The following is a 24797-nucleotide window of genomic DNA, read 5'->3' on the forward strand; positions in this document are numbered from 1 at the left end:
AACACGACCCCAGAAAAATACGACCGACGTAGACACTACACGGTCGGCGGGGTTCGTGTCGGGTTGGTTTTCCCGGGCGTGTCGCCGTCGCCCGCATGATCAGTTCGCGGGCCCCGCCCAGAAGAGTCCGTCCAGGTCAGGCGCCTTCTCGATGGCCCCGTACTTGACCGCGTAGGTGGCGTACTCCGCGGCGCTGGCGCGGTCGAGCCCCTGCGGGTAGGTGGGCAGGTTCGCCGTCGAGACGATCTCCGGGTTGAACCTCAGGTTGGTCACCACCGCCTCGCGCGCCTTGTCCGGGTGCTCGGTGGCGAACCGGTTCGCCTCGTCCATGGCGTCCGAGAACGCCTGGACCACCTGCGGGTTCTGCTTCGCGAACGCGCCGCTGGTGAGGTAGTAGCCCAGCGTCGCCTCCGGGCGGGCCTCGACGAAGTTCGAGATCAGCGGGGTGAACCCGGCGGCGAGGGCGGCCTGCACGTTCGGCTCGACCTGCCAGATCGCGTCCACGTCGCCGCGCTTGAGCGCATCGTTCATGTCCGAGAACGGCATCGGCGTGAACCGGATGCCGGAGACGTCCACGCCGCGCTTCTCCAGCGCCATCTTGATGCTCACCTCGCCGATGTTGTGCAGCGAGTTGACCGCGATGTTGGCGTGCGCCAGGTCGCCGACGGCGCGGATCGGGCCGTCCGGCTTGACCAGCACCTGGGAGACGTCCTTGGCCGGGTCCGCGCCGGAGCCGCAGCAGTTGTGCACCAGCTTGATGTCCAGCCCCTGCTCGGCGGCCTGGAAGTCGCTGATCACGTTGGCGTAGCCGATCTGGTTCTCCTGCTTCACCGTCGCCGGGATCAGCGCGGCCCCGCTGTCGGCGACGTGCACCGTCACGTCGAGCCCGTGCTTGGCGAAGATGCCTTCGCTGACGCCGAGGTACAGCGGAGCGGCGTCGATGGTCGGGATGATGCCGACCCGCAGCGCGGTGCGCCCGTCGGCCGTCTTGGTGAGCTCCGGCCCGCCGCAGGCGGCCAGCGCCGCCACCGCGAACAACGCGACCAGCGCCGCGAAGACCCTGGGGATTCCCCGCATTTTCTCCTCCAACCTAATGCGCGGATGTGGGCTCGGCGGTGTTGACCATCGCCCTGATCCGGCTGAACACGTGCGCCCGCAGGCGGGCGAATTCCGGCAGTTCCTTGGTGCCGATCTGGTCCCGCTGCGCGGGCAGGTCGATCGGCACGATCTCGTCGATCCGGCTGGGCGAGCGGCTCAGGATCGCCACCCGGTCGCTGAGGTAGACCGCCTCGTCCACGTCGTGGGTGACGAACACCAGCGCCAGGTCCGTCTCGTCGCGCACCCGCAGCAGGAGGTCTTCCAGGTCTGCGCGGGTCTGCGCGTCGACCGAGGCGAACGGCTCGTCCATGATCAGCACCTGCGGCCGGTACGCGATCGCGCGGGCGATCGCCACCCGCTGCTGCATGCCGCCGGAGAGCTGCCACGGGTACTTCGAGCCCGCCGAGGAAAGGCCGACCTGCGCGAGCGCGGTGTCGACGCGCTCGCGCCGCTCGGCGGCGGACAGCCCGAGGTTGCGCAGCGGCAGTTCGACGTTGCGCCGCACGGTGAACCACGCCATCAGCGAGCGGGCGTAGTCCTGGAACACCACCGCGAACTCCGGCGGCGGGCCCACGACCTCCCTGCCGTTGAACCGCACGGTGCCCTCCGTGGGCTTGGCCAGCCCGGTCAGGCAGCGCAGCACGGTCGTCTTGCCCGCGCCGGACGGGCCGACGATGGTGAAGAACTCCCGCTCGCCGACCGTGAAGGTGACGTCGTCGACGACCCGCGCGGTTCCGGTGCGGGTGGGGAATTCTTTGGCGATGTTGGTTACTTCGAGCATGTCATCCTCACCGGTGTCCGAAGTGGAGCGCGCCTCATCGCGCCCGCTCCGCGCGTTTCTCCCAGGGCAGGAGCAGTTTCTCGGCCACGCCGAACAGCCAGGTCAGGGCGAAGCCGAGGACGCCGAGCAGCAGCACCCCGGACCACATGTCGGTGATGCGGAAGGTGTTCTGCGCGTCGACGATGACGAACCCGATACCCTGGTGGCTGCCGACCATCTCGCTGGTGACCGTCAGGATCAGGCTCAGCGGGATGGCGACCCGGATGCCGCTGGCGATGCGCGGCGCGGCCGCGGGCAGCACGATGTTCAGCTGCCGGCGCACGCCGGTGATGCCGTAGACGCTGGCGGTGTCGCGCAGCGTCGGCTCCAGCGAACGCGTGCCGTCCAGCGCGTTGAGCAGCACCGGCCACACGCAGCCCAGCGCGATCAGGAACACCTTCATCTCGGTGCCCAGCCCGAACAGCATCATCGCGAACGGCAGCAGCGCGGTGGCCGGGATGGCGCGGACGAACTCGATGCTCGGCGACAGCGCCCGGTGCAGCAGCGGGACCTGGCCGAGCGCCACGCCGACCACGATGCCCACGACGACACCGATGACCAGACCGGACAGCAGGTTCCCGATGCTGGAGGCGATGTCGGCGCGGCCCTCGGCGGACAGCCAGTGCTCCTGGGCGGTGTCCAGGATCCGGCTCAGCGGCGGGAAGTAGACGCTGGCGGAGTTCTCGGTGGCCAGCCACCAGATCGCCACGGTGGCGACGGCGCCGACCACGCCGAGCAGTGCGGACAGGACTCGTCGGTTCATCGCGGGCCCCGATTCGCCGCGTCCCAGTGCAGCACTCGCCGCTCCCCCGCGGACAGCGCGATGTTGATCAGCCAGCCGAGCAGGCCGGTGACGATGATGTACGCGTACATCAGGTCCGGCGAGCCGCCGGCGCGGTTGAGGCTGATCTGCGCGCCCAGGCCCGGCACGCCGATGATGATCTCGGCCGTGACTACCAGGATCAGCGAGGTCGCCGAGGCGACCCGGACACCGGTCATCAGGTACGGCAGCGCCGAGGGCAGCGCCACCCAGCGCAGGGTCTGCGACCTGGTCAGCCCGTAGCAGCGGGCGGTTTCCGCGGTGACCTGGTCGACCGCTCCCGCGCCCGCGGTCGTGGCCACCAGCAGCTGCCAGAACGCCGCGAACGTGGCCAGGAACAGCTCGCTCTGCTTGCCGGTGCCCAGCGCGAGCACGACCAGCGGGATCAGCGCCACCGACGGGACCGGGCGGAGGAACTCCACGACCGGCCGGGTCAGGGCCCGCACCCACCACACCGTGCCCAGCAGCAGCCCGGTCGGGACCGCCAGGACGGTCGCCAGCACCAGCGCCACGAACCAGCCCTGCAGCGTCTGGCCGAGCTGGAGCCACAGCTGCGCCCCGGCCAGTTCCGGCAGCAGCGCCGCGACGATCTGGCTGACCGGCGGGAAGTAGTCCGCCGGGAGCACGCCGGTGCGGGTGAGGACCTCCTCCAGCACCAGCAGGACCACGACGGTGCCCGCTGCCAGCTGCCGGCCCGGCCGGGTGGGCCGGGCGGTGTGCACGGCGGTCATGACGAGCTCCCGCGCTGTTCCGCGGAATGCAGGCTGCGGGCGAACTCGGCCACCCGGATCTGCCGCACCCTGGTGAGGTGGTCGGCCATGATCTCGCGGGCCCGGGCCGGGTCTCGGTCGCGCAGCGCGGCCACCAGCTCGTGGTGCTGCTGCTGGCCCTTGGAGATCTCCGCCAGGTCCTGGACCTTCATCAGCGGGTTGTAGATCTTCTGAACGTCCATCAGCTGGTTGATCATCCGGATCAGCGTCCGGTTGCGGCTGCCGGCGCGCAGCGCCTCGTGCCAGCGCACGTTCGCGGCGAGGATCGCCTCGCCGGTGGCGGCCTGCGTCGCGGTGTCGCCGGTGTCGATCGCGGTCCGCAGCGCCGCGATGAGCTCGTCGAGCTGCTCGGTGAGCTGTTCCAGGTGGGCGAGCCGGAAGTCGTCGCAGTCGGTGGCGGCCTTCTCCACGGCGGCGCACTCCAGCAGGATGCGCACGTCGAAGACCTCGATGATCTCCTCCGGGCTCAGCTCGTCCACGACGTAGCCGCGCTTCTGCTTGGTGATCAGGCCTTCCTGGGCCAGTCGCGCCAGCGCCTCCCGGACCGGCGTGCGGGACACGCCGAAACGGGCCGCCAGCGCGGTTTCCAGCAGCACGGTGCCCGGCTTGAGCTGCTGCTCCAGGATCAGCCTGCGGAGGTTCGCGTACTGCTCGGCGGCCGCGTCGGCGGTGCTCACGTCGCCACACCTCCGAGCAGTTCCGCCGCGCGGCGCGCGAGCACGTTGCGGTCGATCTTGTTGGTCGACGACAGCGGCAGCTCGTCGACGATCCAGACCTGGCGCGGGTGCGCGTACGGCTCGGCGTTGTCCAGCACGTGCTTCCGCAGCTCGTCGGGGCCGGCCTGGGCGGACGGGCGGAGGCTGACGAACGCGACCGGCTTGTGGCCCTTGATCTCGTCGGGCACCCCGATCACCGCGGCCTGGCGGACGGCCGGGTGCGATTCGAGGATCTCCTCCACCGCCGCCGGGTAGACGTTCTCGCCGCCGCTGGCGAACATGTCGTCCTCGCGGCCGGTGAAGAAGTAGAACCCGTTCTCGTCAACGCGGAAGACGTCCCTGGTGTGGTAGAAGCCGTCCGCGGTCACCGGGCTGGGCAGGTCGGGCCGCCGGTGGTAGCCGGTCATCAGCGCCGGGCAGCGGATCTCCAGCACGCCCTCGCCGACGGCGGTCGCGCCGGCGGAATCCACCAGCCGCAGCTCGACGTCGGGGTCGGCCACGCCGACCGAGCCGTCGGGGGTGGGCAGGCCGCCCGGGTGATCGGTGAAGGCCACCGGGCCGGATTCCGTCGTCCCGTAGCCGAAGTGCAGTTCGGCGAGCGGGAACAGGGCGCGGACGTCGTGGAACAGGGCCTGCGATGCGGGCGCGGAGCCCATGAACACGTCGATGACGCTGCTGGTGTCCACGGTGGCCACGAGGTCGTCCTCGCGGAGCAGCAGCGCGAACATCGGCGGAACGCCGGTCACCCGGGTCACCCGGTGCTCCCCCACCGCCTGGAGGAACTGCCGCGCGGAGAACTTGGGCAGCAGTACCACGGTCGCGCCGACGCCGAACGCCTGCTGGCAGTTGGCCAGGGCGTTCATGTGGTACAGCGGCGCGGCGACCAGGTAGCGGGCGTCGGCGGGGCCGGGCGTGCTCGCCCGCAGGCCCAGCACCCACAGGTGGCTGCGCTGGGACAGCACGACGCCCTTCGGGCGGCCCGTGGAACCCGAGGTGTAGAGGATCATCGCCGGGTCTTCGGGATCAGGCACGACCGAGGCGAACTTCCCGCCGCCGCAGGGTGTCCGCTCGATCAGACCGTCGAGCTCCCGCACCCGGACGCCGCTGCCCGCGACGAGCTCGCCGCCGCGCGCATCGGCGAAAACCGCCTTCGCACCGGCGTTCTCCAGCACGTACGCGACGCCGTCGCTGGGCAGCTTGTAGCTGACCGGCACCGGCACGAACCCGGCGCGCTGCAAGGCGTAGAACGCCACCAGCCACTCCGGGGTGTTCTCGCCGATGATGCCCACCGCATCGCCGCGGCTCAGGCCCTGGCCCGAGGTCCAGGCGGCGACCGCGTCGACGGCCGCGTCGAACTCGCGGTAGGTCAGCCGGCGGGCGCCGGACCCGGTCACGGCGATGATGGCCGGCGCGTCCGGTCGGTCCGCGGTGACGACGTCGCCCTGGTTGCGGTAGTCGAAGTTGCTCATGCTCTTCCTCACTGCGCCGCGGCGGACAGGAAGGTGCCCCGCCCGATGGCGACGGTCCGGCCGTCCTGGTCGAGCACCTCTGCCTCGGCCACCGACACCTGCCTGCCGGGCCGGATCAGGCGGCCGATCACCCGCAGGTCGCCCGGCAGCGCCGCGCGCAGGTAGTTGACGGTCAGGTCCACTGTGGGCACGCCGCGGCCGATGGTGCCGGTGAGCGCCCAGTCGGCGGCGAGGTCCAGCAGCGAGGCCAGGATCCCGCCGTGCGTGGCGCGGGTTTCGTGGTTGCCGACCCACTCCTCGCGCCAGCGAGCGGTGAGTTCGATGCGGTCCTTGGTCAGCTCGACGACCCGCAGGTCCAGCCACTGGTGGTAGGGCGCGGCCCGCAGCAGTTCCTCGACTTCGGAGGCGGTCAGCCCGGCCATCACTCGTCGCCCCACGGGTCGACGACGATCTTGCCGATGAACTTGCGGTCTTCCAGCCGGGCCAGCCCCTCGCGGGCCCGGGACAGCGGCAGGACCTGGTCGATCAGCGGCTCGTAGTCGCCGGCCGCGACGCCGTCGAGCAGGGCGCGGAAGTCGTCGCCGGTGAAGCCGTTGGAGCCGATCACCTGGAGCTCGAAGGTCCAGATGTAGCGCAGGTCCTCGGTCGGGTCGTAGCCCGCCGTGGCGCCGCAGACCAGGATCTTGCCGCCGAGCTTCACGCAGCGCAGCGTCGGCGCCCAGGTGTCGCCGCCGGTGTAGTTGATCACCACGTCGACGCCGGTGTCGTAGCTGTAGCGCTGCGGCTTGCCGTGGTGCTCCTTGACGTAGTCCAGGAAGCTCTCGGTCTTGTAGTTGACGACCTCGTCGGCGCCGATCTCCTTGAGCTTCGCGCCCTTCTCGTCGTCGCCGACGGCGGCGATCACGTGCGCGCCGAGCTTCTTGCAGAGGATCACCGAGGCGGTGCCGACGCCGCCGGAGGCGCCGAGGATCAGCACCTTGTCGCCGGCCTTGACGGTCTCCTTCGCGACGATCATCCGGTGCGCGGTGCCGTAGGCCACCGGCAGCGCCGCGGCCTGGGCGTACTCGACCTCGTCGGGCAACGGGATCAGCTGCTCGGCGGAAACCAGCGCGTACTGCGCGAGGCCGCCGTCGAGGGTCTCGCCCATCAGGCCCCGATCCGGGTGGATCGGGTGCACCAGCACGCGGTCGCCGACGGACCAGCCGGTCACGCCCTCGCCGAGCTCGGCGACGTCGCCCGCCAGGTCCAGGCCGATGACCACCGGGAACGGGATCTTGATGCCCGGCATGCCGCGGGTGGTGAAGATGTCGTGGTAGTTGAACGACGTCGCCCGCACCTTGATCACGACGTGACCGGGGGTGGCGGTGGGCTTCGGGTGGTCGTCGCGCAGGCGGAGCTGATCGAGGTCGCCGTGTCCTTCCAGGACCAGCGCGCGCATCGTGTCGGTCATCGGTGGTGCTTTCCCATCGGTGTTCGGTTTTCGGTGCGGTTCAGCGGAATTCGACGAGCCCGTGCTCGCCGGAGAGGGTGAGGGCGAGCCCGGCTGGGCCGGTGGCCAGCCGCAGCGAGGTGCCGATCGCCGCCAGCACGGGGCGCACGCCGTCGGGATCCGGGTGGCTACCGGTGAACGACACCAGCTCCACCTCCGGCGGTCCGACGGCCGGCGAGGTCGTGGTGCCCCAGTCGATGAGGAACGGGACGACGCCGTCGGGCAGCCCGTTCGGCGGTTCGGAGAGGCGCCATTCGAGCAGCTCGCCGGTGGTGGTGCGGCGCTGTCCCGGGCCGACCGGGCCGATGTGCGCCGCGGCCTCGTCGATGTCGGCCGGGTGCACCGCCCAGGCGGCGACGCGGGGTTCGCGCAGCGCCGCCAGCCCGAAGGTGAGGGCGTCGTCGCCGACGGTGCGGTCGGGGTCCGGCCCGATGATCTCCAGGTAGCTGTCGCCGCCGAAGGAGACCAGGTAGTTGCGGGTGCCGCGGTCCGGGTGGGCGCCGCCCGCGGCGGGCCGCACGCCGGTGCGGGCGGTGAACTCGGCGACCGTCTCGTCCAGTGCCGGCGTGGCGATCACGACGTGGTCCAGTCTCGGCGGGATCGCCGGTGTCTCCGCTTCGCCCATCGGTTCGTCCTCCGTCCGGATGCGTTGCGTGCATCCTCTGCCGGGAATGTGTACACGTCAAAGATTTGTGTATACGTTCCACCATGTGAACGTCCGCGATGTCGCGCGCGAGCGTTCCTGCTGTTCAGGGCAACGAAAAACGGCCCCCACCAGATGGTGGGAGCCGCTTGCGGGGAGTGCCCGGCGCGTTACTCGAAGCGCGAGGTGTCGCCGGCGCCGTGGCGGACGATTTCCGGCTCCGGGCCGGAGAAGTCGATCACCGTGGTGGGTTCGGTGCCGCACTCGCCGGAGTCGATCACGGCGTCCAGGACGTGGTCGAGCTCGTCCTTGATCTGCCAGCCCTGCGTCATCGGCTCCTCCTCGCCGGGCAGCAGCAGCGTGCTGGACAGCATCGGCTCGCCGAGCTCGGCCAGCAGCGCCTGCACCACGACGTGGTCCGGGATGCGCACGCCGACGGTCTTCTTCTTCGGGTGCATCAGCCTGCGCGGCACTTCCTTGGTGGCGGGCAGGATGAACGTGTAGCTGCCCGGCGTCGACGCCTTGATGGCGCGGAACACCGCGTTGTTGATGATCACGAACTGGCCGAGCTGCGCGAAGTTCTGGCACACCAGGGTGAAGTGGTGCCGGTCGTCGAGGTGCCGGATGGACCGGATCCGGTCTATGCCGTCCTTGTTGCCGAGCTGGGCGCCGAGCGCGAAGCACGAGTCCGTCGGGTACGCGATGAGGCCGTTGTCGCGGACGATGTCCACCACCTGCCCGATCGCGCGCCGCTGCGGGTTCTCCGGATGCACGTCGAAGTACTTCGCCATGCTCAGAGCTTAGGTCGACCCGCAAGTCCGAGCTCAATGGCGTGGTGGATTCGTCCGACCGGCAGGAATGCGACGTCGACGTGGTCGGCCACGGTGAGGTCTCAAACCTGCCAGATCCCGGCCCCGGTCGTTGCTGCACTGGTGCGCATGGAACCGTTGTCCACAATCACCGCTGCGACCGGAACCCCCGCAGCACCAACGCGATCGTCGTTGCTCGGTTGGCTCGGCGTGATCGCCGTGATGCTGGGGATCTTCTCCATCGTCACCATCGAGATCCTGCCGATCGGGCTGCTGACGTCGATCGGCGCCGACTTCGCGATCTCGGACGGGATGGCGGGGCTGATGATGACCATGCCGGGCTTCCTCGCGGCGATCTCCGCCCCGCTGGTCACGGTGGCGACCGCGCGCATCGACCGCCGGCTGATGCTCAGCGGCTTCATGGCGCTGCTGGCGCTGGCGAGCTTCCTGGCCGCGGTCGCGCCGGACTACTGGCTCGTCCTGGTCTCGCGGGTGCTGGTGGGGATCACCATCGGTGGTTTCTGGTCGATCGCGGCCGGCCTGGCCGGGCGGCTGGTGCGCGCGGAGTCGGTCGGCCGGGCGACCGCGGTGATCTTCTCCGCGGTACCCCTTGGATCCGTGCTCGGGGTGCCCGTGGGCACGTTCATCGGGGATCTCGCGGGCTGGCGGGCGGCTTTCGCCGTGATGGGCGCGCTGGCGGCGGTGGTGTTCGCCATGCTGCTCGCGGTCGTTCCCGCGATGCCTCCGGTTCAGGTCACCCGCCTGAGCGTGCTTCGCGGGATGTTCCGCAGCGGCAACACCCGCTTCGCGCTACTGCTGACGTTCCTGGTCGTGCTCGCCCACTTCGGCGCTTACACCTACGTGACCCCGTTCCTCGAACAAGTCACCCACATCGGCCCGGGGCTGATCACGGCCTTTCTGCTGACATACGGAGTCGCCGGGATTGTCGGGAACTTCGCCGGAGGAGCGCTCGTGGCGCGTCGTCCGCACGCCGCATTCGGGATCGCCGCAGGCATGATCGCCGGGGCGACCCTGCTGCTGCCGGTGCTCGGCCGGTCCGGCATCGGTGCGGTTGGGCTGCTCGTCGTCTGGGGCATCGCCTACGGCGCCGTGCCGGTCGCCTCTCAGACGTGGTTCGCGAAGTCCGCCCCGCACGCGCCGGAAGCGGCGTCGGTGCTGTTCACCGCGTCGTTCCAGGCGACCTTCTCCGCGGGAGCCTTGGTCGGCGGCGTCATCCTGGACCGGACCTCCCCGTCGACGGTCATGGCGCTCGGCGGGGCGACGGCAGCCCTGGTGGTGCTGGCGACGTGGCTGCACTTCGCGATGCGCGTGCCTTGGCCCGAGGCCGACTAGCGGCCTTCGCTGCGAGGTCCTCGAAGCAGCCGGGTTCGCCGACCATTCGACCAGTGGCCGGCGCGGCCGAAACCGAAGATCAGAGCAGGCCCTCGGACAGCAGCGCGGCGTGCAGGCCGGCGATCGTCTCCGGACGGCGCAGCGGCGCACCCAGCGCGTGCTCGGCCCGGGTGAGCCGGTAGCGCACCGAGTTCGGGTGCAGGTGCAAGGCCTCCGCCGTGGCCGTCGTGTCGAGGTCCGCGCCCAGGTAGGCGACGACCGTTTCGAACAGCAGCGGTTGCTCCCGCAGCCCGGCCAGGAAATCGCCCGACTTCTCCGCGATCTCGGCGCTCGGCAGCCGGGCGATCAGCCAGTTCGCCAGGGACAGGTCCGAGAAGTCCGCGACAGTCAGCTTGCCGGGCGCCGCGGTCATCCGGCCGAGCACGAACTCGGCGTCGGCCAGCGACTCCTTCGCCCGCACCAGCGAGCGCACCGCGCGGCCGACGCCGACCTGCCCCGACGGCAGCGATTCGACCGAACCGACCAAGGTTTCTCGCTCGCCCTGGGCGAAAACGACGACATCGGCACCGCGCGCGGTGGCCAGGAACGGCATCCGGGCCGCGTTCAGCGCCGCCTCCACCTGGCCCAGCGCGGAGCGGTTCCCGGCCGGCCGGTAGAGCAGCACGCGGCAGTCCGAGGCGAAGTCGAAGCCGACGATGCGGGCCCGCCTGTCCAGGTCTCCGTCGCCGTTCGCGGTAGCCCCGTGGAAAAGCGCACTTTCGAGCAGATGCCGGCGCTGTGCGCGGAGTTCCGCGGGTTCGTGCTCGCGAGCCACGTACATCACGCCCAGCAGTTGAGCCGCCGAGCGCAACACCGGCAGGAGCTGCGCCCCGTCCCCGTCCCGGGCCTCCCGGACCAGCCAGCCGAACATGTAGGGCCCGGTTCGCACCGGCAGCGCGAGGTAGCGCAGGTCGCCGACGCCGACTTCCGCCGGGCCGTCGGCCGGCCGCGCGTGCAGGGCCTCGCGCAGCTCTCTGGCGTGCAGGTGGTCTTCCGGCCAGTTGGGGCGGCCATCGGTGCGCAGCAGGATCACCTCGGTGCCCACCAGCGGTTGCAGCCGCCGCAGCAGCGCGATCTCGGGGGCTTCGGCGTGCGCGAGCGGGTCGTCTTCCGCCACGCCCATCAGATATTCCTGGGTTTGCAGCACCCGTTGCAGCAGTTCCGGGGAGGAGCTCAGCACCCTCTGCTGCACGAAGCCGATCACATCCCGGTGCGGCGTCTCCAGCGGCACCTCGATCACCGGGAACCCCAGCCGGTCCGCCTCGTCCAGCAGTGCCGCCGGGACCCGCCGCGTGACGATGCCGGTCGCGTAGCCGAGCGCGGCGATGTCGGACCCCGCGAGCTCCCGGACCAGCGCCCGCTGCTCCGCCGGCTTGCGCTGGATGCGCATGCCGGTCGTCAGCAGCAGCCAGTGCGGCGGCACCCACCGCGACGGGTTGGCGATCTCGATTGCGTGCGCGCCGTCGATCTGGCGGGCGGGGCCGGTGTCGGCCGCGGTCAGCAGCCGCAGTCCCAGCCCCGCCTCGGCGAGCAGGTCCGCGAGGCGCAGCGGGCCGTCATCGGGCAGGATCCTCACCCGCCCATCCTGCACATGGCGGATGGCGTTCAGGCAACCACCGGATCACGCTTGCGCCATCCGGGATCGCCGAGCAGCCGGTCATTTCCGCAGGTCGTCGAGCGTGGTTTCCGGGGTGATCCGGGCGCCGTCGATGCGCAGCTCGACGATGGCCGGGAGGCCGGCGGCGAAGGCGCGGTCCAGCGCCGGACCGACCTGCCCGGTTTCCTCGACCAGTTCGCCGTGCCCACCGAAGGCTCGGGCGTATGCGGCGAAGTCGGGGTTCACCAGGCGCGTTCCAGATTCCCGGCCGGGATGCCGCAGCGCCTGGTGCTGGCGGATCGTGCCGTACATGCCGTTGCTGACCACGAGGATCACCGGCGCAGCGCCCTCGGCGACGGCCGTGGCGAACTCCTGGCCGTTCATGAGGAAGCAGCCGTCTCCGGCCACCGACACGACCCGCCGCCGCGGATGCCGGATGGCTGCGGCCACCGCCGCCGGGACACCGTAGCCCATCGAGCCGTTGCGCGGCGCCAGCTGCGCGGGATAGGTGCGGTAGGACAGGTAGCGCTGCGCCCACAGGGCGTGGTTGCCCGCACCGAACGTTACGACGGCGTCGGCCGGCAGGCGTTTTTGCAGCTCCGCCATGGCGATTCCGAGGTCCAGTCGATCACCGACCGGTTGCGGCGTGCGATACCACTCGAAGCGTTCCCGCAACTCGCGCGTGCGCGCGGCCCACGGGCGCTCGTCGGGCGGCGACGTCGCGGCCATGGCCCCGGCGAAGGCCGCCGGGGTGGCGAGGAACCGGTACCGCGGCCGGTGGATCGCGGCATGCCCTTCCGGGTCCGGCAACACCGACACGACCGCGGCGTCCGGCCGCACCAGCGACCAGCCGTCCGAGGCCACGTCGCCGAGCGGGGTGCCGACCGCGATCACGACGTCCGCGTCGGCGAGTGCGCGAGCGGCTTCCTCGTCGCGGCCGAAGCCCAGGAACCCCGCGTAGGAGGCCGATTCGTTGTCCAGGAGGTCCTGGTGCCGGAAGTCCGTGACCACCGGCAGCTCCCAGCTCTCGGCCCACTGCCGGATCAGCGCGGCTGCGCCGGGTTCCCACGGCGAACCGCCGAGCACCACCAGCGGCCGCCGGGCGTCGGCGATCAGGTCCGCCACCGAGTTCGCCTGGTCGGCGCCGATCGCCGTTCGCGGCAGCGGGAACGGTTCCCCGTCCCCCACCTCGACGGCATCGCGGAGCATGTCCTCCGGCAGCCCCACCACGACCGGACCGGGGCGACCGCTGCGCGCGGTGAGGAAGGCCTGCGCGAGCAGCTCGGGGATCCGGTCGGCCCGGTCGATCGTCAGCACGGACTTCGCCGATGCGCCGAACGTTCGAGCCAGGTCGAACTCCTGGAACGCTTCGCGATCGCGTTCGCCGCGCGGGATGAGGCCGACGAACAGCAGCAGCGGTACCCGGTCCTGCCAGGCGGTGTGCAGGGCGACGAGGGCGTTCGACGCGCCCGGGCCTCGCGTCACCAGGCACACCCCGGCGCCGCCGGTGAGCCTTGCGTCCGCGTCGGCCATGTACGCCGCGCCGCCTTCGTGGCGGCAGACGACGAGCCTGATCGGCGAGTCGTGCAGCGCGTCGAGCACCTCCAGGTAACTCTCACCAGGCACGCAGAACGCCGTGGTGACGCCGTGCTTCTCCAACTGCGCGACGACGAGTTCGCCACCGCTGCGGGCCGTGTTCACCGTTCGCTCCTCCCCATTCGCTGCCAGGCTCGGAATCACGCTGCGTCCCATTCGGGGGCGCGGCGGCTGACGCGGTGCGCGCCCGCGGAGCCGACCAGCGTGATGAACGCGATCAGCGCCAGCAGCAGCGCGGGACCCCACGACTGCCCACCGGTCGCACCCAGCGCCCAGGTGCCGGCGAGCGGCCCGAATCCGGCCAGGATGTTCGCCAGCCCGACCGACAGGGCGACACCGCTGTAGCGCAGCCGGGCCGGGAACATCACCGACAGCGCGACGCCGATCGGCCCGTACGGGATGGAGATCGCGCCGATGCCCAGCGACACACCGGCGATCACCAGCACCGGGACCTTGGTGTCAACCAGCCAGAACACCGGGAAGGCGACCAGCACCGAGATCGTCGCGCCGATGACGCACACCTTCGCCGCGCCGATCCGGTCGGCGAGGCGGCCGGCGACGATGATCACCAGGATCTCGACCACGGCGCCGACGAGCGTCGCGTTCAGCGCCAGCGTGCTGCTGAGCTTCAACGTCTTCGAGATGTAGCTGATCATGAAGGTGGTGAGCACGAAGAACGCCGCAGTACCCGCCAGGTACGCCGCGCCGCCGATGATCAACCGGCCCCACGCGGTGCGGATCGTCTCCAGCACCGGCAGCTTCTCCTCCTTCTGCTCGGCCAGCGCCGCCCGGAACAACGGCGACTCCTCCACCTTGACCCGCAGGTACAGCGCGATGGCCAGGAGCACGAACGCAGCCAGGAACGGCACCCGCCAGATCCAGGACTGGAACATCTCTTCGGGCAGCAGCGTCAGCACCGCGAAGACGCCGGAGGAGACCAGGGTCGCCGTGGGCGAGCCGAGCTGCGGCACCGCCGCGTAACGCCCGCGCTGCTCCGGTGGGGCGTGCTCGATCGCCAGCAGCGCCGCGCCGGTCCACTCGCCGCCCGCCGAAATCCCCTGCAACAGCCGGAGCACGGCCAGGATGATCGGCGCCGCGATCCCGATGGTCTGGAACGACGGCAGCAAGCCGATGAGCCCAGTGGCCACGCCCATCAGCGTCACGGTGCCGATCAGGGCCGCCCGGCGGCCGAGACGGTCGCCGATGTGGCCGAAGATCACCGCCCCCACCGGCCGGGCGACGAAGCCCAGCGCGAAGGTCACCAGTGAGGCGATGACGCCGATCACCGGGTCCAGCGCGGGGAAGAACAGCGCCGGGAAGACCAGGGCGGCCGCCGTTCCGTAGATGAAGTAGTCGTACCACTCGAGGGCGGTGCCGAAGTACGTGGCCAGGGCGATCCGGCGGATCTCCGCGGACCGGTCCGGCTTCGTGGCCGGTTCGGCGGCTGTCGCCTCGGGCATGGGCGGTCCCTTCACGGGCGAGCACTGGATGCCGTCGACGGCGTGCTCGGCCTGGCAGCGGAATGCGATGTGGAAATGCTCAGCACCCCGCGCGGCGCTGTCATTGGCGAAAGCGAGAAACAAACCGCGGCTATTGGTGGATCCACCACTGGTGTTTCCGCGTGCGATGCGCAGCGGACGATCCAGCCGGAAACACGGTCTTCACCCGATCCCGCATCGTTCGGCTATGCTCGGCGCCGACGTCGGCGAAACGATAGTCCACAATGGAGAAAAGTGCCGCTTTCCCGGCCGGTGGAAGGACTTCGGAGAAACGATGAAGATCGATCTGATCCTGCGCAACGGTCACGTGTGGACGATGGGCGAGCCGGGGCGCACACACGCCCTGGGCATCCTCGGCGGCCGGATCGTGGCGGTCGGTGACGACACCGCCGGCCTCGAAGCGGACCGGGTGGTCGATCTCGGCGGCCGCACCGTCGTCCCCGGCTTCCACGACGCCCACGCGCACACCGGCCGCTTCGGCCTCGGGCTCACCCAATTGGACCTTTCGGACGCCACTGGCCTCGACGACATCTACCAGCGGGTGGCCCGCCGCGCGGCGGGCCTGCCGGACGGCGCCTGGTTGATCGGGCACGGCTACGAGCCCGCCGGATACGGTGGCGGGCACCCGCGCCGCGCCGACCTGGACCGGATCGCCCCGGCCCACCGCGTCTGGCTGAAGCACCGCAGCGAGCACATGGGCGTCGGGAACACCCTGGTCCTCGACGACGCCGGGGTGTTCGGCATCGACCAGGTGCGCGGCGGCATCATCGAGCGCGACGGCGCAGGTGAGCCGACCGGGCTGCTGCAGGAGCAGGCGCAGGCGCTGGTCAACGACCTGCTGGTGCCAGTAGCGGTCCGGGAGCTGGTCGAGGCGATCGGCGCGGCGCACCAGCGGTACGTCGCCGAGGGTCTCGTCGCCTGCCAGGAAGCGGGCATCGGCGGCGGCTGGATCGGGCTGAGCCCGGTCGAGCTGGCCGCCTACCAAACCGCACTTCGCGAAGGGAAGCTGCGCGTCCGGACGACCCTGATGCCCGCCTACGAAACACTGCGGGAACTCAACGGACACGACACCGACGAGGTCGAACTCGGCCTCGACCTCGGGTTGACCACCGGACTCGGCGATCCGATGCTGCGGCTGGGCGCGGTGAAGATCTTCGCCGACGGCGCGTTGGCCAGCCGCACCGCCGCGATGACCGACGAGTTCTCCAACGAGCCCGGCAACCGAGGTGTGCTGCAGCTGGAACCCGAAGAGCTCCGGGACCGGATCATCGGCGCGCACCGCTCCGGCTGGCAGGTCGCCACCCACGCCATCGGCGACCGTGCGGTCGGCCTCGTCATCGACGCCTACCGGGAAGCCTTGACCCGGTGGCCGCGATCGGACGCCCGCCACCGCATCGAGCACTGCTCCGTGACCACGCCCGACCACGTCAGCGCGCTCGCCGAGCTGGGTGTCGTCCCGGTGCTGCAGAACTACTTCATCCACACCCTCGGCGACGCCGTGCTCGCCAACGTCGGCCCGCAACGCCGCGACTGGGTCTACCGGCTCCGGTCCCTGCTCGATGCCGGGATCCCGGCGGCGGGCAGCTCCGACCGGCCGGTCGCGGACGGCGCGCCGCTGAAGGCGATCCAGCGCATGCTGACCCGCCGCACGGCCGACGGGCAGGTCTTCTCCCCGCACGAAGCGGTTTCCTTCGAAGATGCGCTGCGCTGCTACACGGTCAACGCCGCGCACAGCGCGTTCCTGGAGCACCAGCTCGGGACGCTCACCCCCGGCAAGCTCGCCGACGCGGTCGTGCTGGCCGAAGACCCGACGGCGGTTCCCACCGATTCCCTCGACCAGATCGGCATCGCGGCGACCATCATCGGCGGCCAGCCCGCCCACGACCCCGACGCCCTGCTCGGCTGAGGCTCGGGCACCCACGTCGGGCCCGCACCTGATCATCCACTGTGGCCGGGAATCCGGGATCCGCCGCGCGACCACGCCTATTGACCCAGACGAGTGACCCCAGTTACATTCCCGCCGAAAAAGGGATTTCTGCCCGGACGGCGGCCATGCGCTTGTCCGAACACCGCCGAACGGCACGGAAGGCGACCGCATGAGTCAGGCGACGCGGCCTGAGCACGACGACGAGCTGCCCGATCGCGGCGCCGCGAAGACCGATGTCGGCGAGATCGTCGCCGCGCACGACGAGGAACGCCCGGCCCGGCAGCTGTCCCGCCGGCCGGACCTGCTCGTGTACCTGGTCGCCCTGGCCGTCGCGGTGCTGGTGCTCAAGCAGGTCTTCTACCCGCTCACCAAGGGCAACCAGTACTACCTGGTCATCTTCCTCGGCTGCACGCTGCCGCTGGTGTTCCTCTGCTACCGGCCCGGCGGCCGCCGCCCGAAGGGCGACCGCGACGACCCCGCCTGGTACGACTGGGCGCTGTCGGCGGTCGCGCTGCTCGTCGGGTTCTACCCGGTGCTCCCGGTGCCCTCCGGCGGGTTCGACGCGTTCCTCGACCGGCAGGGCAGCCTGTCCACGTTGGACATCGTGGCCGGCGCGCTGCTGCTCCTGCTCGTCCTCGAAGCGACCCGGCGCACCACCGGCTGGATCCTGCCGGTGATCTGCGCGGCGTTCATCGGCTACGCCTACTACGGCGGATTCCTGCCGCAGAACTGGGGAATCGCGCACGCCGGCGTGGACTTCAGCCAGATCATCAACGCGCTCTACAACGACGCCAGCGGGTTCTACGGCACACCGCTGGACGTCGCGGCCAGCTACATCGTGCTGTTCACCATCTACGGCGCGGTGCTCAACGCCTCCGGCGCGGGCCAGTTCTTCGTCGACTTCTCCTTCGCCGCGTTCAAGCGCTCCCGCACCGCGCCCGGCCGCACCACGGTGCTGTCCGGGTTCCTGCTCGGCACCGTCTCCGGTTCGGGCACCGCGACCGCGGTGAGCCTCGGCGCGATCACCTGGCCGATCCTGCGGCGCGCCGGGTACCCGAAGGAGCAGGCGGGCGGCCTGCTGGCGGCTTCGGGCATCGGCGCGATCCTGTCCCCGCCGACGCTCGGCGCGGCCGCGTTCATCATCGCCGAATACCTGCAGACCTCGTACCTGACGGTGCTGATCTGGGCCACGATCCCGACGGTGCTGTACTACCTCGGCATCGTGTTCGCGGTGGAGGCCGACGCCCGCCGCTTCGGCGCCAAAGCGGTCGAGACCGAGCACGCCAGCGCGTGGCGGCTGCTGCTGCGCGGCGGATACCACTTCCTGTCGCTGGCCATCATCGTGGTGTTCCTCGCCCTGGACATCCCGCCGTTCGCCGCGGTCGTCTACGCGACCGGCGTCGCCGCGGTGTTCGCGCTGATCTCCGGGCTCGTCCGGGCCGAACACGGCCCCGGCGCCGCGGTGCTGAAGTGGTTGCGGGACATCGTGGACGCGCTTTCCGCCGGGGTTCGCGGCGCGCTGCCGGTGGTCGCGGTGTGCGCGGCCGCCGGGATCATCACCTCGACCATCACCAAGACCGGCCTGGGCCAGGAGCTCGCCGACGCGCTGGTCCAGGCCGCGCAGGCGCTCACCAGCAACCCGACCGCGATCCTGGTCTTCACCGTGGTGTTCTCCGCGCTCGCCGTCGGCGTGCTCGGGCTCGCGGTGCCGGTCACGGCGTCGTTCATCATCGCGTGGGTGGTGATCGGGCCCGCGCTCGGCGCCCTCGGCGTCGCCGACGCGGAGCGGGCCATGTTCATCTTCTACTACGCGGTGCTCTCCGAGGTGACGCCGCCGACCGCGCTGGCCGCGGTGGCGTCCGCGGCGATCACCGGCGGGCGGGTCACCGGCACGATGATGCAGGCCTGGAAGTACACGCTGCCCGCGTTCCTGGTGCCGATCGCGTTCGTGCTGACCGACAACGGATCGGCGCTGCTGCTGCAGACCGGCCCGCTGACCGTCCTGTGGGTCGCGGCGGCGTCCATCGTGGCCGTCGCCGCGCTGAGCGTGGTGACCGGCGGCTGGCTGGCCGGGCCGGTGCGCCTCCCGGTGCGCCTGCTGTTCGTGCCCGGCGCGCTGTGCCTGCTGTACCTGGAGCCGCCGGTGGTGGCCATCGGCCTCGGCTGCTGCGTGCTGGGGCTCGTCGCACAGCTCGTCCTGCGCCGCAGGGAAACGATCAAGGAGGTTCGTGATGCGGGTTAAGGCATTGCTGGTGGCGGCCGTGGCGGCGACGCTCGTCGTGTCCGGCTGCGGCGGCAAGCAGGTGCAGGACAGCCAGGCGGGCGCGGGAGCCTGCGAGGCGGCGGACGGCCGGTTGACGATCGCCACCGGCAACACCGGCGGCGTGTACTACGTCCTCGGTGGCGGGCTCGCGCAGCTGATCAGCAACAACACCAAACTGCGCGCCACCGCGGCGGAAACCGGCGCGTCGGTGCAGAACATCCAGCAGCTGGTGGCCGGCGACTACGACATCGCGTTCACCCTCGCCGACACCGCCGCCGACGCGGTGCAGGGCAAGGCGAGCTTCGAGGGCAAGCCGCAGAAGATCCAGGCGCTGGCCCGGATCTACCCGAACTCGACGCAGGTCGTGGTGCGCGCGGACGCCGGCATCAACAGCGTCGCCGACATGCGCGGCAAGCGGATCTCCACCGGTTCGCCGAAGTCCGGCACCGAGGTCATCGCCAACCGCGTGCTGTCCTCGGCCGGGCTGAACCCGGAGACCGACATCCAGGCGCAGCGCCTGTCGCTGGGCAAGGCGGTGGACGGCATGAAGTCCGGCACCGTCGACGGCCTGTTCTGGTCCGGCGGCCTGCCGACCCCGGAGATCACCGACCTGACGACGTCGCTGGGCGGCGCGGTGAAGTTCGTCGACATCACGCCGCAGCTGGGCGCGATGCAGCAGATCAGCCCGGTCTACGAGGCGAGCACGATCCCGGCGGCGACCTACAAGCTGCCCGCGGACGTGCCGACGATCGCGGTGCCGAACCTCCTGGTGGTCCGCGAGGACTTCCCGGCGGGCAACGCCTGCGCGATCACGAAGCTGATCTTCGACAAGCGGGCGGACCTGGAGCAGGTGCACCCGTCGGCCAAGGAGATCACGAAGGACAGCGCCACCAAGACCGACCCGATCCCGCTGCACCCGGGCGCCCAGCAGGGCCTCGCCGGCTGAGAACCGCCGCTACAGCAGGCCGCGCTTGGCGGCCTGCACGCCGGCCTGGAACCGCGTCGTGGCGCCGAGCCGGTCCAGCAGCGCGGCGATCCGCCGGACGACGGTCCGGCGGGACAGGTGGAGGCGGCGGGCGATGGTTTCGTCGGTCGCCCCCGCCGCCATCAGCATGATGATGCTGCGATCCCGGTCGGAGAGCTGGTCCTGCTCGGTCCCGGTCGACACCGGCATCGCCAGCGTCCACAGCGTTTCGAAGAGCCCGCACAGCGCGTTGAGCAGCCCCGAGGCGTGCACGACGAGCGAGCCGTCCAGGCCGGTCCGGTCGGGCTCGGGCACCAGCAGCGCGATCTGGTCGTCGCCGATGGTCAGCTTCACCGGCAGTTCGGACAGCAGCCGGACGTTCTCGCCGAGGTCGGCCATCCGGGTCATCGCGGCGAACAATTCCAGGTCGTCGTAGACGTTCTGGCTGTAGATCGTCCGGTAGCGCACCCCCGCGGCCATCCGGCCGGCCTGGATCTCCTCCTGAGCGCGGAAGTGGTGCGGCTTGCTGTAGTACGGCGGCCGGTCCAGCCAGCGCACCTGCTCGGTCGCCTTGTCCTGCAACCGGGTCGTGAGCATGATCAGCCGCGCCGGGTGCTCGACGGGCTCGACGTGCCGCGAACAACCCGTGCCGCTGCGGGCCTGGTGGTAGAGGCGGTCCAGTTCGGCGCCTACCTGCCAGAGCTTGAGCCGCCGGCTCTCCTCCTCGCGCAGCACCATCGACATGGCCTGGACGGGCGGCGCGGCCTCCCACAGGTCGGTGCCCCGGCCCACTTCGACGACCAGGTCCAGTTCGGTCAGTTCCCGCAACGCCTTTCGCACCGCCGCGGGCGCGAGACCGGTGTCGTGGGCCAGGAACTCGCGGTGCAACCGTCCTCGCGTGGTGAGCGCGCGGTAGACGCGGCCCTGATCGCTGTCGGCGGCGAGGACGTCGAGCACGTGAACCTTCCGGCAGAGCGGGACGACCCTTTTGTCCGGGAAGCCTAGAACGCCTGATCGAGCGTGGTCAACGCGTTGCGGGAACGAGGTGATCACGCCCTCGTGCGCTGGCGCAGTTGGGCGATGGCCCGTTTGAGCCAGCGCGAAGATCTGGCGGAACCGGGATCGATCTTGACACGATCGCGACTCGCCGGGGGGCTTTTCGGCGAGGAGGCGGGAATGTTCACTTCGAAACTGGCGGCATCGACGGCCGCTCTGACCCTGGTGCTCACCGGCGCGTCGGCCATCCCGGCGGTGGCCCTCACGGCCGGTTCCGCGGCACCGGCCGTGATCGTCCGGGCCAACGGCGAGCACGTGCTCGACGTCGACTACCAGGTGCAGGAGACCGGCTACTGGTGCGGGCCCGCGGCGACCCGGATCGCGTTATCGGCGCGCGGGATCTACCGCAGCCAGGCGGATCTGGCCGCCGAACTCGGCACCCACACCGGCGGCACCGACTGGATCGGCCAGGTCACGCGCGTGCTCAGCGGCTACGCGGGCTGGTACGAGACGAAGGAGATGCCCAACGATCCGCCCACGCAGGCGCAGAAGGACCTGCTGTGGAACGACATCGTGGCGGACATCGACAACGGCTACGCGATCGTCGCCAACATCGTCGCGCCGCCCGGCAACCAGCCGCCCGGGTACCCGTCGGACCAGACGATCTACCACTACTTCACCGTGATCGGCTACAACGACGTCGACCGGACCGTGCTGATCGCCGACCCGGCTTCCTTCAGCGGCAACCAGATCTACTGGCTGAGCTTCGACCAGCTGGGCACGCTCATCCCGCCGAAGGGCTACAGCGCCTGAGCCGGATCAGCCGCAGGTCGCGAGCATTTCCTGGAGCGCCTTCTGCTCCTGTTCGGTGACCGTCAGGTCGTAGGCGCGCTTGACCGTGATCCAGCTCGTCGCGTAGCTGCACCAGTTCGCGCGTTCGGGCTTCCACTGCGACGGATCCTGGTCGCCCTTGCTGCGGTTCGAACTCGCGTCGACGGCCACCAGCTGCGGCAGCTGCATGTCGTTGGCGAACTGCTCGCGGCGCTGGTCGTCCCACTTGTTCGCGCCGCTGCGCCAGGCGTTCGCCAGCGGCACCATGTGGTCGATGTCGATCGCCGACGGGTCGGTCAGCTGCTGGCCGTTGTAGGCGCTGGTCCACGTGCCGGCGGTGGCCTCGCAGGCGTTGTTGGTGCGGACGTTCTGGCCGTCCCGCGCCAGCACCGCCTCGCGGGTGTTGCAGTTCTTCCCGGCTTCCGGCTTCGTCGTCCAGTGCTTGAACCGCTCACGCGAGTAGCCGTCCATCGATCCCGCCGGGGCGACGCGCAGTTCGGCGAGCTGCTCCCCGGCGGGGCCGGTGGTGGCGCTGACCTTCGCGTCGAAGATGCCGGACTCGAACACCACCCACATCAGGCCCAGCAGCGCGACCGCCACGATCGACGTCCACACTGATTTCTTGGCAGCCATGCGTCTCCCCGGCCCGGTGGTGGTGTCGCCGCCATTCGATCATCCCGCGGTGCCGCCGCTCACTCCGCCGGGCGGGTAATGTGGCGCGGCACACCGGTGGTCAGCCGCTCGTCCGCGCCTGGGGGACGTAGCGCGGGACGTAGCGCAGCAGCAGGCCCGCGCCCAGCAGCCCGAGCAGGCCCATGCCCGCGCCGGCGAACCCGATGCCGGCCACCGCGGTCAGCCCGGACACGGTGACCGGCCCGACCGCCTGCCCGAAGTCGCCGGTGAACCGCCAGGCGCCGAGGAACGGCGCCGGGCCGGGCTGCGGCGCGAGGTCCGCGCCGAGCGTCATCAGGATTCCGCTGCTGGTCCCGTTCGCCAGCGCCAGGAACACCGCGACGATCGCGAAGGTCGGCACGTCGTCCACCGCGAACAGCACGAGGTGCCCGACGGCCAGGCCGGTCATCGACGGCACCGCCGCCCACATCCGGCCGAAGTGGTCCATGATCTGGCCCGACGTGTAGGACAGCGCGAAGTCGATGCCCCCCGCGATGCCGATGATCAGCGCGGTGGTGGACGGCGACAGCCCGGCCGCGACCGCCACCATCGGCAGCACGACCATCCGGGACGCCCGCAGCCCGCCGATCAGCGCGGCGCAGGCCCCCATCCGCACCAGCACGCCGCGATGGTGCACCAGGGTGGTCAACAGGCCCTGGTGCGCGGGTTCGGCGGCCCCGTCGCCGCCGGTGCCGAGGTCCTTCGTGCACAGCAGGAGGATCACCGAGGCGAGGGCGAACGCGATGTGGAGCAGGAAGACCGCCCGCTTGTCGGGCGTCACCATCAGCACCAGCACCGCGAGGAAGGGACCGATGAAGTAGCCCCCGCGGAACACCCCGCCGAGCACGCTCAGCGCCCGCGCCCGGTAGCGCAGCGGCACGGCCGTGGTGATGTACGCGTGCCTGGCGAGCGCGAACACCGCCGTGGACAGGCCGACGAGGAACACGCACGCGCCCAGCATCCACGGGGTCGTCGAGAGGTAGCAGCCGACCAGGCCCAGCACCGACACGATCGCGGCGCCGATCATCGCCCGCCGCTCGCCGAGGCGGTGCACCAGCGCGCCGCTGGGCACGTCGCCGACGAGTTCCCCCACCATGATCATGGCGGCGATCAGGCCCAGCGTCCCCAGGTCCGCGCCCTGGTCGGCGGCGATGAGCGGGATCATCGGGATGATCGCGCCCTCGCCGGTGGAGAACAGCAGGGTCGGTCCGAATGCCGCGAGCGCAACGGTTCTCAGCTCGAACGAGCGCTCACCCATCGTCCACCCATCTCCGCGCGCCGGGCACCCTTGGTCAACTTACTTGACGAACGGCGCCGCGCACGCACCACCCGATCAGATCGCGAGGACGTCCGCGAGCCGGGCGCGCTGCTGGTCCGGGGTGCCGAGGAGCAGTTCCGAGGTCTTCGCGCGCTTGTAGTACAGGTGGGCGTCGTGCTCCCAGGTGTAGCCGATGCCGCCGTGCAGCTGGACGGTGTCGGCCGCCGCCTCGAAGTACGCCGGCGACACGAGCACCTGCACCATCACCGCCGCCAACGGCAGTTGCGCGCGGTCCTCGTCCGCGGTCCAGGCCGCGTGGCGCACGGCGGACCGAGCCTGCTCCCAGGCGCTGTACAGGTCCGCGCAGCGGTGCTTGACCGCCTGGTAGGAACCGATGGCGCGGCCGAACTGCACCCGGACCTTGGCGTACTCCACCGTCATCTCCAGGACCCGTTCCATCCCGCCGAGCTGCTCGGCGGCGAGCGCGACCGCCGCGGTGTCCCGCACTTCGGCCAGCACCGCATCGGCGTCCTTCGTGGACAGCTGGCGCGCCGGGGCACCGGCGAAGTCCAGCCGCGCGATCCGCCGGGTCGGATCCAGCGTCCGCAGCGGCGTTCTCGTCACGCCGCCCGCGCCGTCGACCCGGAACCACGAACCGCCGTGCTCGGTCCTGGCGTACACCAGCACGAAGTCCGCGATGTCGCCGGAGATCACCTGCGGCGCGCGGCCGTCGAGCACCCACGAGCCGTCGCGCCGGGTGGCCGTCGGCGCCGACTCCGCGTCCCAGGCGACCGCGCCGATCAGCTCGCCGGCCGCCAGCCGCGGCAGCAGTTCCGCCTTCGCTGGCGCATCGTCCAGCGCCAGCAGCACATCGGTCGCCAGCACCGCCGACGCGAGGAACGGCACCGGCGCCAGGGCTCGCCCCAGCTCCTCCAGCACCACGGCGCGCTCGACGTGCCCGGCGCCGGATCCGCCGTGCTCCTCGGGCACCACGAGCCCGGTCGCGCCGAGCTCACCGGCCAGCCGCCGCCAGAGCCCGGCGTCGTGGCCATCGCCGTCGATCAGCTCGCGCACCCGCGCGGGCGGCGCGTGCTCGGCCAGGAACTTCCGGACCGCGGACCGGAGTTCTCGTTGCTCGCGGGTCAACACCAGCTGCATTGCACGCTCC

The 24797-nt window shown here is 71.0% G+C and carries 22 protein-coding genes; 5 read left to right on the forward strand and 17 right to left on the reverse strand.

Features of this window, described 5'->3' with window-relative positions; all coding sequences use genetic code 11:
- Window positions 1–99: 99 nt before the first annotated feature.
- From AC07FN_RS24320 to AC07FN_RS24365, 10 genes are all read right to left on the reverse strand, one after another.
- Window positions 100–1077 (reverse strand): ABC transporter substrate-binding protein, encoded by a 978-nt coding sequence (locus AC07FN_RS24320; protein WP_452617220.1) that lies wholly within the window; start codon window positions 1075–1077, stop codon window positions 100–102.
- 13 nt (window positions 1078–1090) lie between these two features.
- Window positions 1091–1879, reverse strand: coding sequence for an ABC transporter ATP-binding protein (locus tag AC07FN_RS24325; RefSeq protein ID WP_478397689.1), 789 nt, complete (start codon window positions 1877–1879; stop codon window positions 1091–1093).
- A 34-nt stretch (window positions 1880–1913) separates the two neighbouring features.
- On the reverse strand, window positions 1914–2681 hold the full coding sequence (locus tag AC07FN_RS24330) for an ABC transporter permease (RefSeq protein ID WP_452617218.1): 768 nt from the start codon (window positions 2679–2681) through the stop codon (window positions 1914–1916).
- Window positions 2678–3469, reverse strand: a complete 792-nt coding sequence (locus tag AC07FN_RS24335) for an ABC transporter permease (RefSeq protein WP_478397690.1) — start codon at window positions 3467–3469, stop codon at window positions 2678–2680. The genes AC07FN_RS24330 and AC07FN_RS24335 overlap by 4 nt, the downstream gene beginning before the upstream one ends.
- Window positions 3466–4185 carry a GntR family transcriptional regulator gene (locus AC07FN_RS24340; protein ID WP_478397691.1) on the reverse strand — a complete coding sequence of 240 codons (720 nt, stop codon included), beginning with the start codon at window positions 4183–4185 and terminating at the stop codon, window positions 3466–3468. Before AC07FN_RS24340 ends, AC07FN_RS24335 begins: the two co-directional genes overlap by 4 nt.
- Window positions 4182–5693: a class I adenylate-forming enzyme family protein gene (locus AC07FN_RS24345; protein WP_478397692.1), complete on the reverse strand. Its 1512-nt coding sequence runs from the start codon at window positions 5691–5693 to the stop codon at window positions 4182–4184. The genes AC07FN_RS24340 and AC07FN_RS24345 overlap by 4 nt, the downstream gene beginning before the upstream one ends.
- Window positions 5694–5701: 8 nt before the next feature.
- Complete coding sequence (locus AC07FN_RS24350; RefSeq protein ID WP_478397693.1) at window positions 5702–6130, reverse strand: PaaI family thioesterase; 429 nt, start codon at window positions 6128–6130, stop codon at window positions 5702–5704.
- Window positions 6115–7143: a zinc-binding dehydrogenase gene (locus AC07FN_RS24355; RefSeq protein WP_478397694.1), complete on the reverse strand. Its 1029-nt coding sequence runs from the start codon at window positions 7141–7143 to the stop codon at window positions 6115–6117. Before AC07FN_RS24355 ends, AC07FN_RS24350 begins: the two co-directional genes overlap by 16 nt.
- 40 nt (window positions 7144–7183) lie before the next feature.
- Window positions 7184–7807 carry a VOC family protein gene (locus AC07FN_RS24360; protein WP_478397695.1) on the reverse strand — a complete coding sequence of 208 codons (624 nt, stop codon included), beginning with the start codon at window positions 7805–7807 and terminating at the stop codon, window positions 7184–7186.
- 188 nt (window positions 7808–7995) lie between these two features.
- On the reverse strand, window positions 7996–8616 hold the full coding sequence (locus AC07FN_RS24365) for an L-threonylcarbamoyladenylate synthase (RefSeq protein ID WP_478397696.1): 621 nt from the start codon (window positions 8614–8616) through the stop codon (window positions 7996–7998).
- A 147-nt stretch (window positions 8617–8763) separates the two neighbouring features.
- Here AC07FN_RS24365 and AC07FN_RS24370 point away from each other — a divergent pair, with 147 nt between their 5' ends.
- Window positions 8764–9987: an MFS transporter gene (locus tag AC07FN_RS24370; RefSeq protein ID WP_478397697.1), complete on the forward strand. Its 1224-nt coding sequence runs from the start codon at window positions 8764–8766 to the stop codon at window positions 9985–9987.
- A 79-nt stretch (window positions 9988–10066) separates the two neighbouring features.
- On the opposite strand, the gene AC07FN_RS24375 is transcribed toward AC07FN_RS24370, so the two are convergent.
- From AC07FN_RS24375 to AC07FN_RS24385, 3 genes are all read right to left on the reverse strand, one after another.
- Window positions 10067–11602: a PucR family transcriptional regulator gene (locus AC07FN_RS24375; protein ID WP_478397698.1), complete on the reverse strand. Its 1536-nt coding sequence runs from the start codon at window positions 11600–11602 to the stop codon at window positions 10067–10069.
- A gap of 81 nt (window positions 11603–11683) precedes the next feature.
- Window positions 11684–13324, reverse strand: a complete 1641-nt coding sequence (locus AC07FN_RS24380; protein WP_478397699.1) for a thiamine pyrophosphate-dependent enzyme — start codon at window positions 13322–13324, stop codon at window positions 11684–11686.
- A 35-nt stretch (window positions 13325–13359) separates the two neighbouring features.
- Window positions 13360–14679: an MFS transporter gene (locus AC07FN_RS24385; RefSeq protein WP_478397700.1), complete on the reverse strand. Its 1320-nt coding sequence runs from the start codon at window positions 14677–14679 to the stop codon at window positions 13360–13362.
- Between the two features lie 313 nt (window positions 14680–14992).
- Here AC07FN_RS24385 and AC07FN_RS24390 point away from each other — a divergent pair, with 313 nt between their 5' ends.
- From AC07FN_RS24390 to AC07FN_RS24400, 3 genes are all read left to right on the forward strand, one after another.
- Complete coding sequence (locus AC07FN_RS24390; protein ID WP_478397701.1) at window positions 14993–16624, forward strand: amidohydrolase; 1632 nt, start codon at window positions 14993–14995, stop codon at window positions 16622–16624.
- A gap of 190 nt (window positions 16625–16814) precedes the next feature.
- Window positions 16815–18887 (forward strand): TRAP transporter permease, encoded by a 2073-nt coding sequence (locus AC07FN_RS24395; RefSeq protein WP_478397702.1) that lies wholly within the window; start codon window positions 16815–16817, stop codon window positions 18885–18887.
- Complete coding sequence (locus AC07FN_RS24400) at window positions 18877–19854, forward strand: TAXI family TRAP transporter solute-binding subunit (RefSeq protein ID WP_478397703.1); 978 nt, start codon at window positions 18877–18879, stop codon at window positions 19852–19854. Before AC07FN_RS24395 ends, AC07FN_RS24400 begins: the two co-directional genes overlap by 11 nt.
- Window positions 19855–19863: 9 nt before the next feature.
- Here AC07FN_RS24400 and AC07FN_RS24405 read toward each other — a convergent pair whose 3' ends face one another.
- Complete coding sequence (locus AC07FN_RS24405; RefSeq protein WP_478397704.1) at window positions 19864–20829, reverse strand: helix-turn-helix transcriptional regulator; 966 nt, start codon at window positions 20827–20829, stop codon at window positions 19864–19866.
- A 219-nt stretch (window positions 20830–21048) separates the two neighbouring features.
- Between AC07FN_RS24405 and AC07FN_RS24410 the strand changes: the two genes are divergently transcribed.
- Entirely contained in the window at window positions 21049–21681 is a 633-nt protein-coding gene (locus AC07FN_RS24410; protein ID WP_478397705.1) for a C39 family peptidase, read from the forward strand.
- Window positions 21682–21687: 6 nt separating this feature from the next.
- Here AC07FN_RS24410 and AC07FN_RS24415 read toward each other — a convergent pair whose 3' ends face one another.
- From AC07FN_RS24415 to AC07FN_RS24425, 3 genes are all read right to left on the reverse strand, one after another.
- The gene (locus tag AC07FN_RS24415; protein WP_358579028.1) at window positions 21688–22332 is read right to left on the reverse strand and encodes an HNH endonuclease family protein; all 645 of its coding nucleotides are present in this window, start codon (window positions 22330–22332) and stop codon (window positions 21688–21690) included.
- Between the two features lie 100 nt (window positions 22333–22432).
- Window positions 22433–23629: an MFS transporter gene (locus AC07FN_RS24420; protein WP_478397706.1), complete on the reverse strand. Its 1197-nt coding sequence runs from the start codon at window positions 23627–23629 to the stop codon at window positions 22433–22435.
- A gap of 75 nt (window positions 23630–23704) precedes the next feature.
- Window positions 23705–24787, reverse strand: coding sequence for an acyl-CoA dehydrogenase family protein (locus AC07FN_RS24425; RefSeq protein WP_478397707.1), 1083 nt, complete (start codon window positions 24785–24787; stop codon window positions 23705–23707).
- Window positions 24788–24797: the final 10 nt, after the last annotated feature.

Source organism: Saccharopolyspora sp. NPDC045941, assembly GCF_056431445.1.

Excerpts from the sequence above, each read along its gene's own strand:
- AC07FN_RS24320 (WP_452617220.1), bottom strand. The coding sequence starts at position 1,077 with ATGCGGGGAATCCCCAGGGTCTTCGCGGCGCTGGTCGCGTTGTTCGCG.
- AC07FN_RS24325 (WP_478397689.1), bottom strand. The coding sequence starts at position 1,879 with ATGCTCGAAGTAACCAACATCGCCAAAGAATTCCCCACCCGCACCGGA.
- AC07FN_RS24330 (WP_452617218.1), bottom strand. The coding sequence starts at position 2,681 with ATGAACCGACGAGTCCTGTCCGCACTGCTCGGCGTGGTCGGCGCCGTC.
- AC07FN_RS24335 (WP_478397690.1), bottom strand. The coding sequence starts at position 3,469 with ATGACCGCCGTGCACACCGCCCGGCCCACCCGGCCGGGCCGGCAGCTG.
- AC07FN_RS24345 (WP_478397692.1), bottom strand. The coding sequence starts at position 5,693 with ATGAGCAACTTCGACTACCGCAACCAGGGCGACGTCGTCACCGCGGAC.
- AC07FN_RS24355 (WP_478397694.1), bottom strand. The coding sequence starts at position 7,143 with ATGACCGACACGATGCGCGCGCTGGTCCTGGAAGGACACGGCGACCTC.
- AC07FN_RS24360 (WP_478397695.1), bottom strand. The coding sequence starts at position 7,807 with ATGGGCGAAGCGGAGACACCGGCGATCCCGCCGAGACTGGACCACGTC.
- AC07FN_RS24365 (WP_478397696.1), bottom strand. The coding sequence starts at position 8,616 with ATGGCGAAGTACTTCGACGTGCATCCGGAGAACCCGCAGCGGCGCGCG.
- AC07FN_RS24370 (WP_478397697.1), top strand. The coding sequence starts at position 8,764 with ATGGAACCGTTGTCCACAATCACCGCTGCGACCGGAACCCCCGCAGCA.
- AC07FN_RS24385 (WP_478397700.1), bottom strand. The coding sequence starts at position 14,679 with ATGCCCGAGGCGACAGCCGCCGAACCGGCCACGAAGCCGGACCGGTCC.
- AC07FN_RS24390 (WP_478397701.1), top strand. The coding sequence starts at position 14,993 with ATGAAGATCGATCTGATCCTGCGCAACGGTCACGTGTGGACGATGGGC.
- AC07FN_RS24395 (WP_478397702.1), top strand. The coding sequence starts at position 16,815 with ATGAGTCAGGCGACGCGGCCTGAGCACGACGACGAGCTGCCCGATCGC.
- AC07FN_RS24400 (WP_478397703.1), top strand. The coding sequence starts at position 18,877 with ATGCGGGTTAAGGCATTGCTGGTGGCGGCCGTGGCGGCGACGCTCGTC.
- AC07FN_RS24410 (WP_478397705.1), top strand. The coding sequence starts at position 21,049 with ATGTTCACTTCGAAACTGGCGGCATCGACGGCCGCTCTGACCCTGGTG.
- AC07FN_RS24415 (WP_358579028.1), bottom strand. The coding sequence starts at position 22,332 with ATGGCTGCCAAGAAATCAGTGTGGACGTCGATCGTGGCGGTCGCGCTG.
- AC07FN_RS24420 (WP_478397706.1), bottom strand. The coding sequence starts at position 23,629 with ATGGGTGAGCGCTCGTTCGAGCTGAGAACCGTTGCGCTCGCGGCATTC.
- AC07FN_RS24425 (WP_478397707.1), bottom strand. The coding sequence starts at position 24,787 with ATGCAGCTGGTGTTGACCCGCGAGCAACGAGAACTCCGGTCCGCGGTC.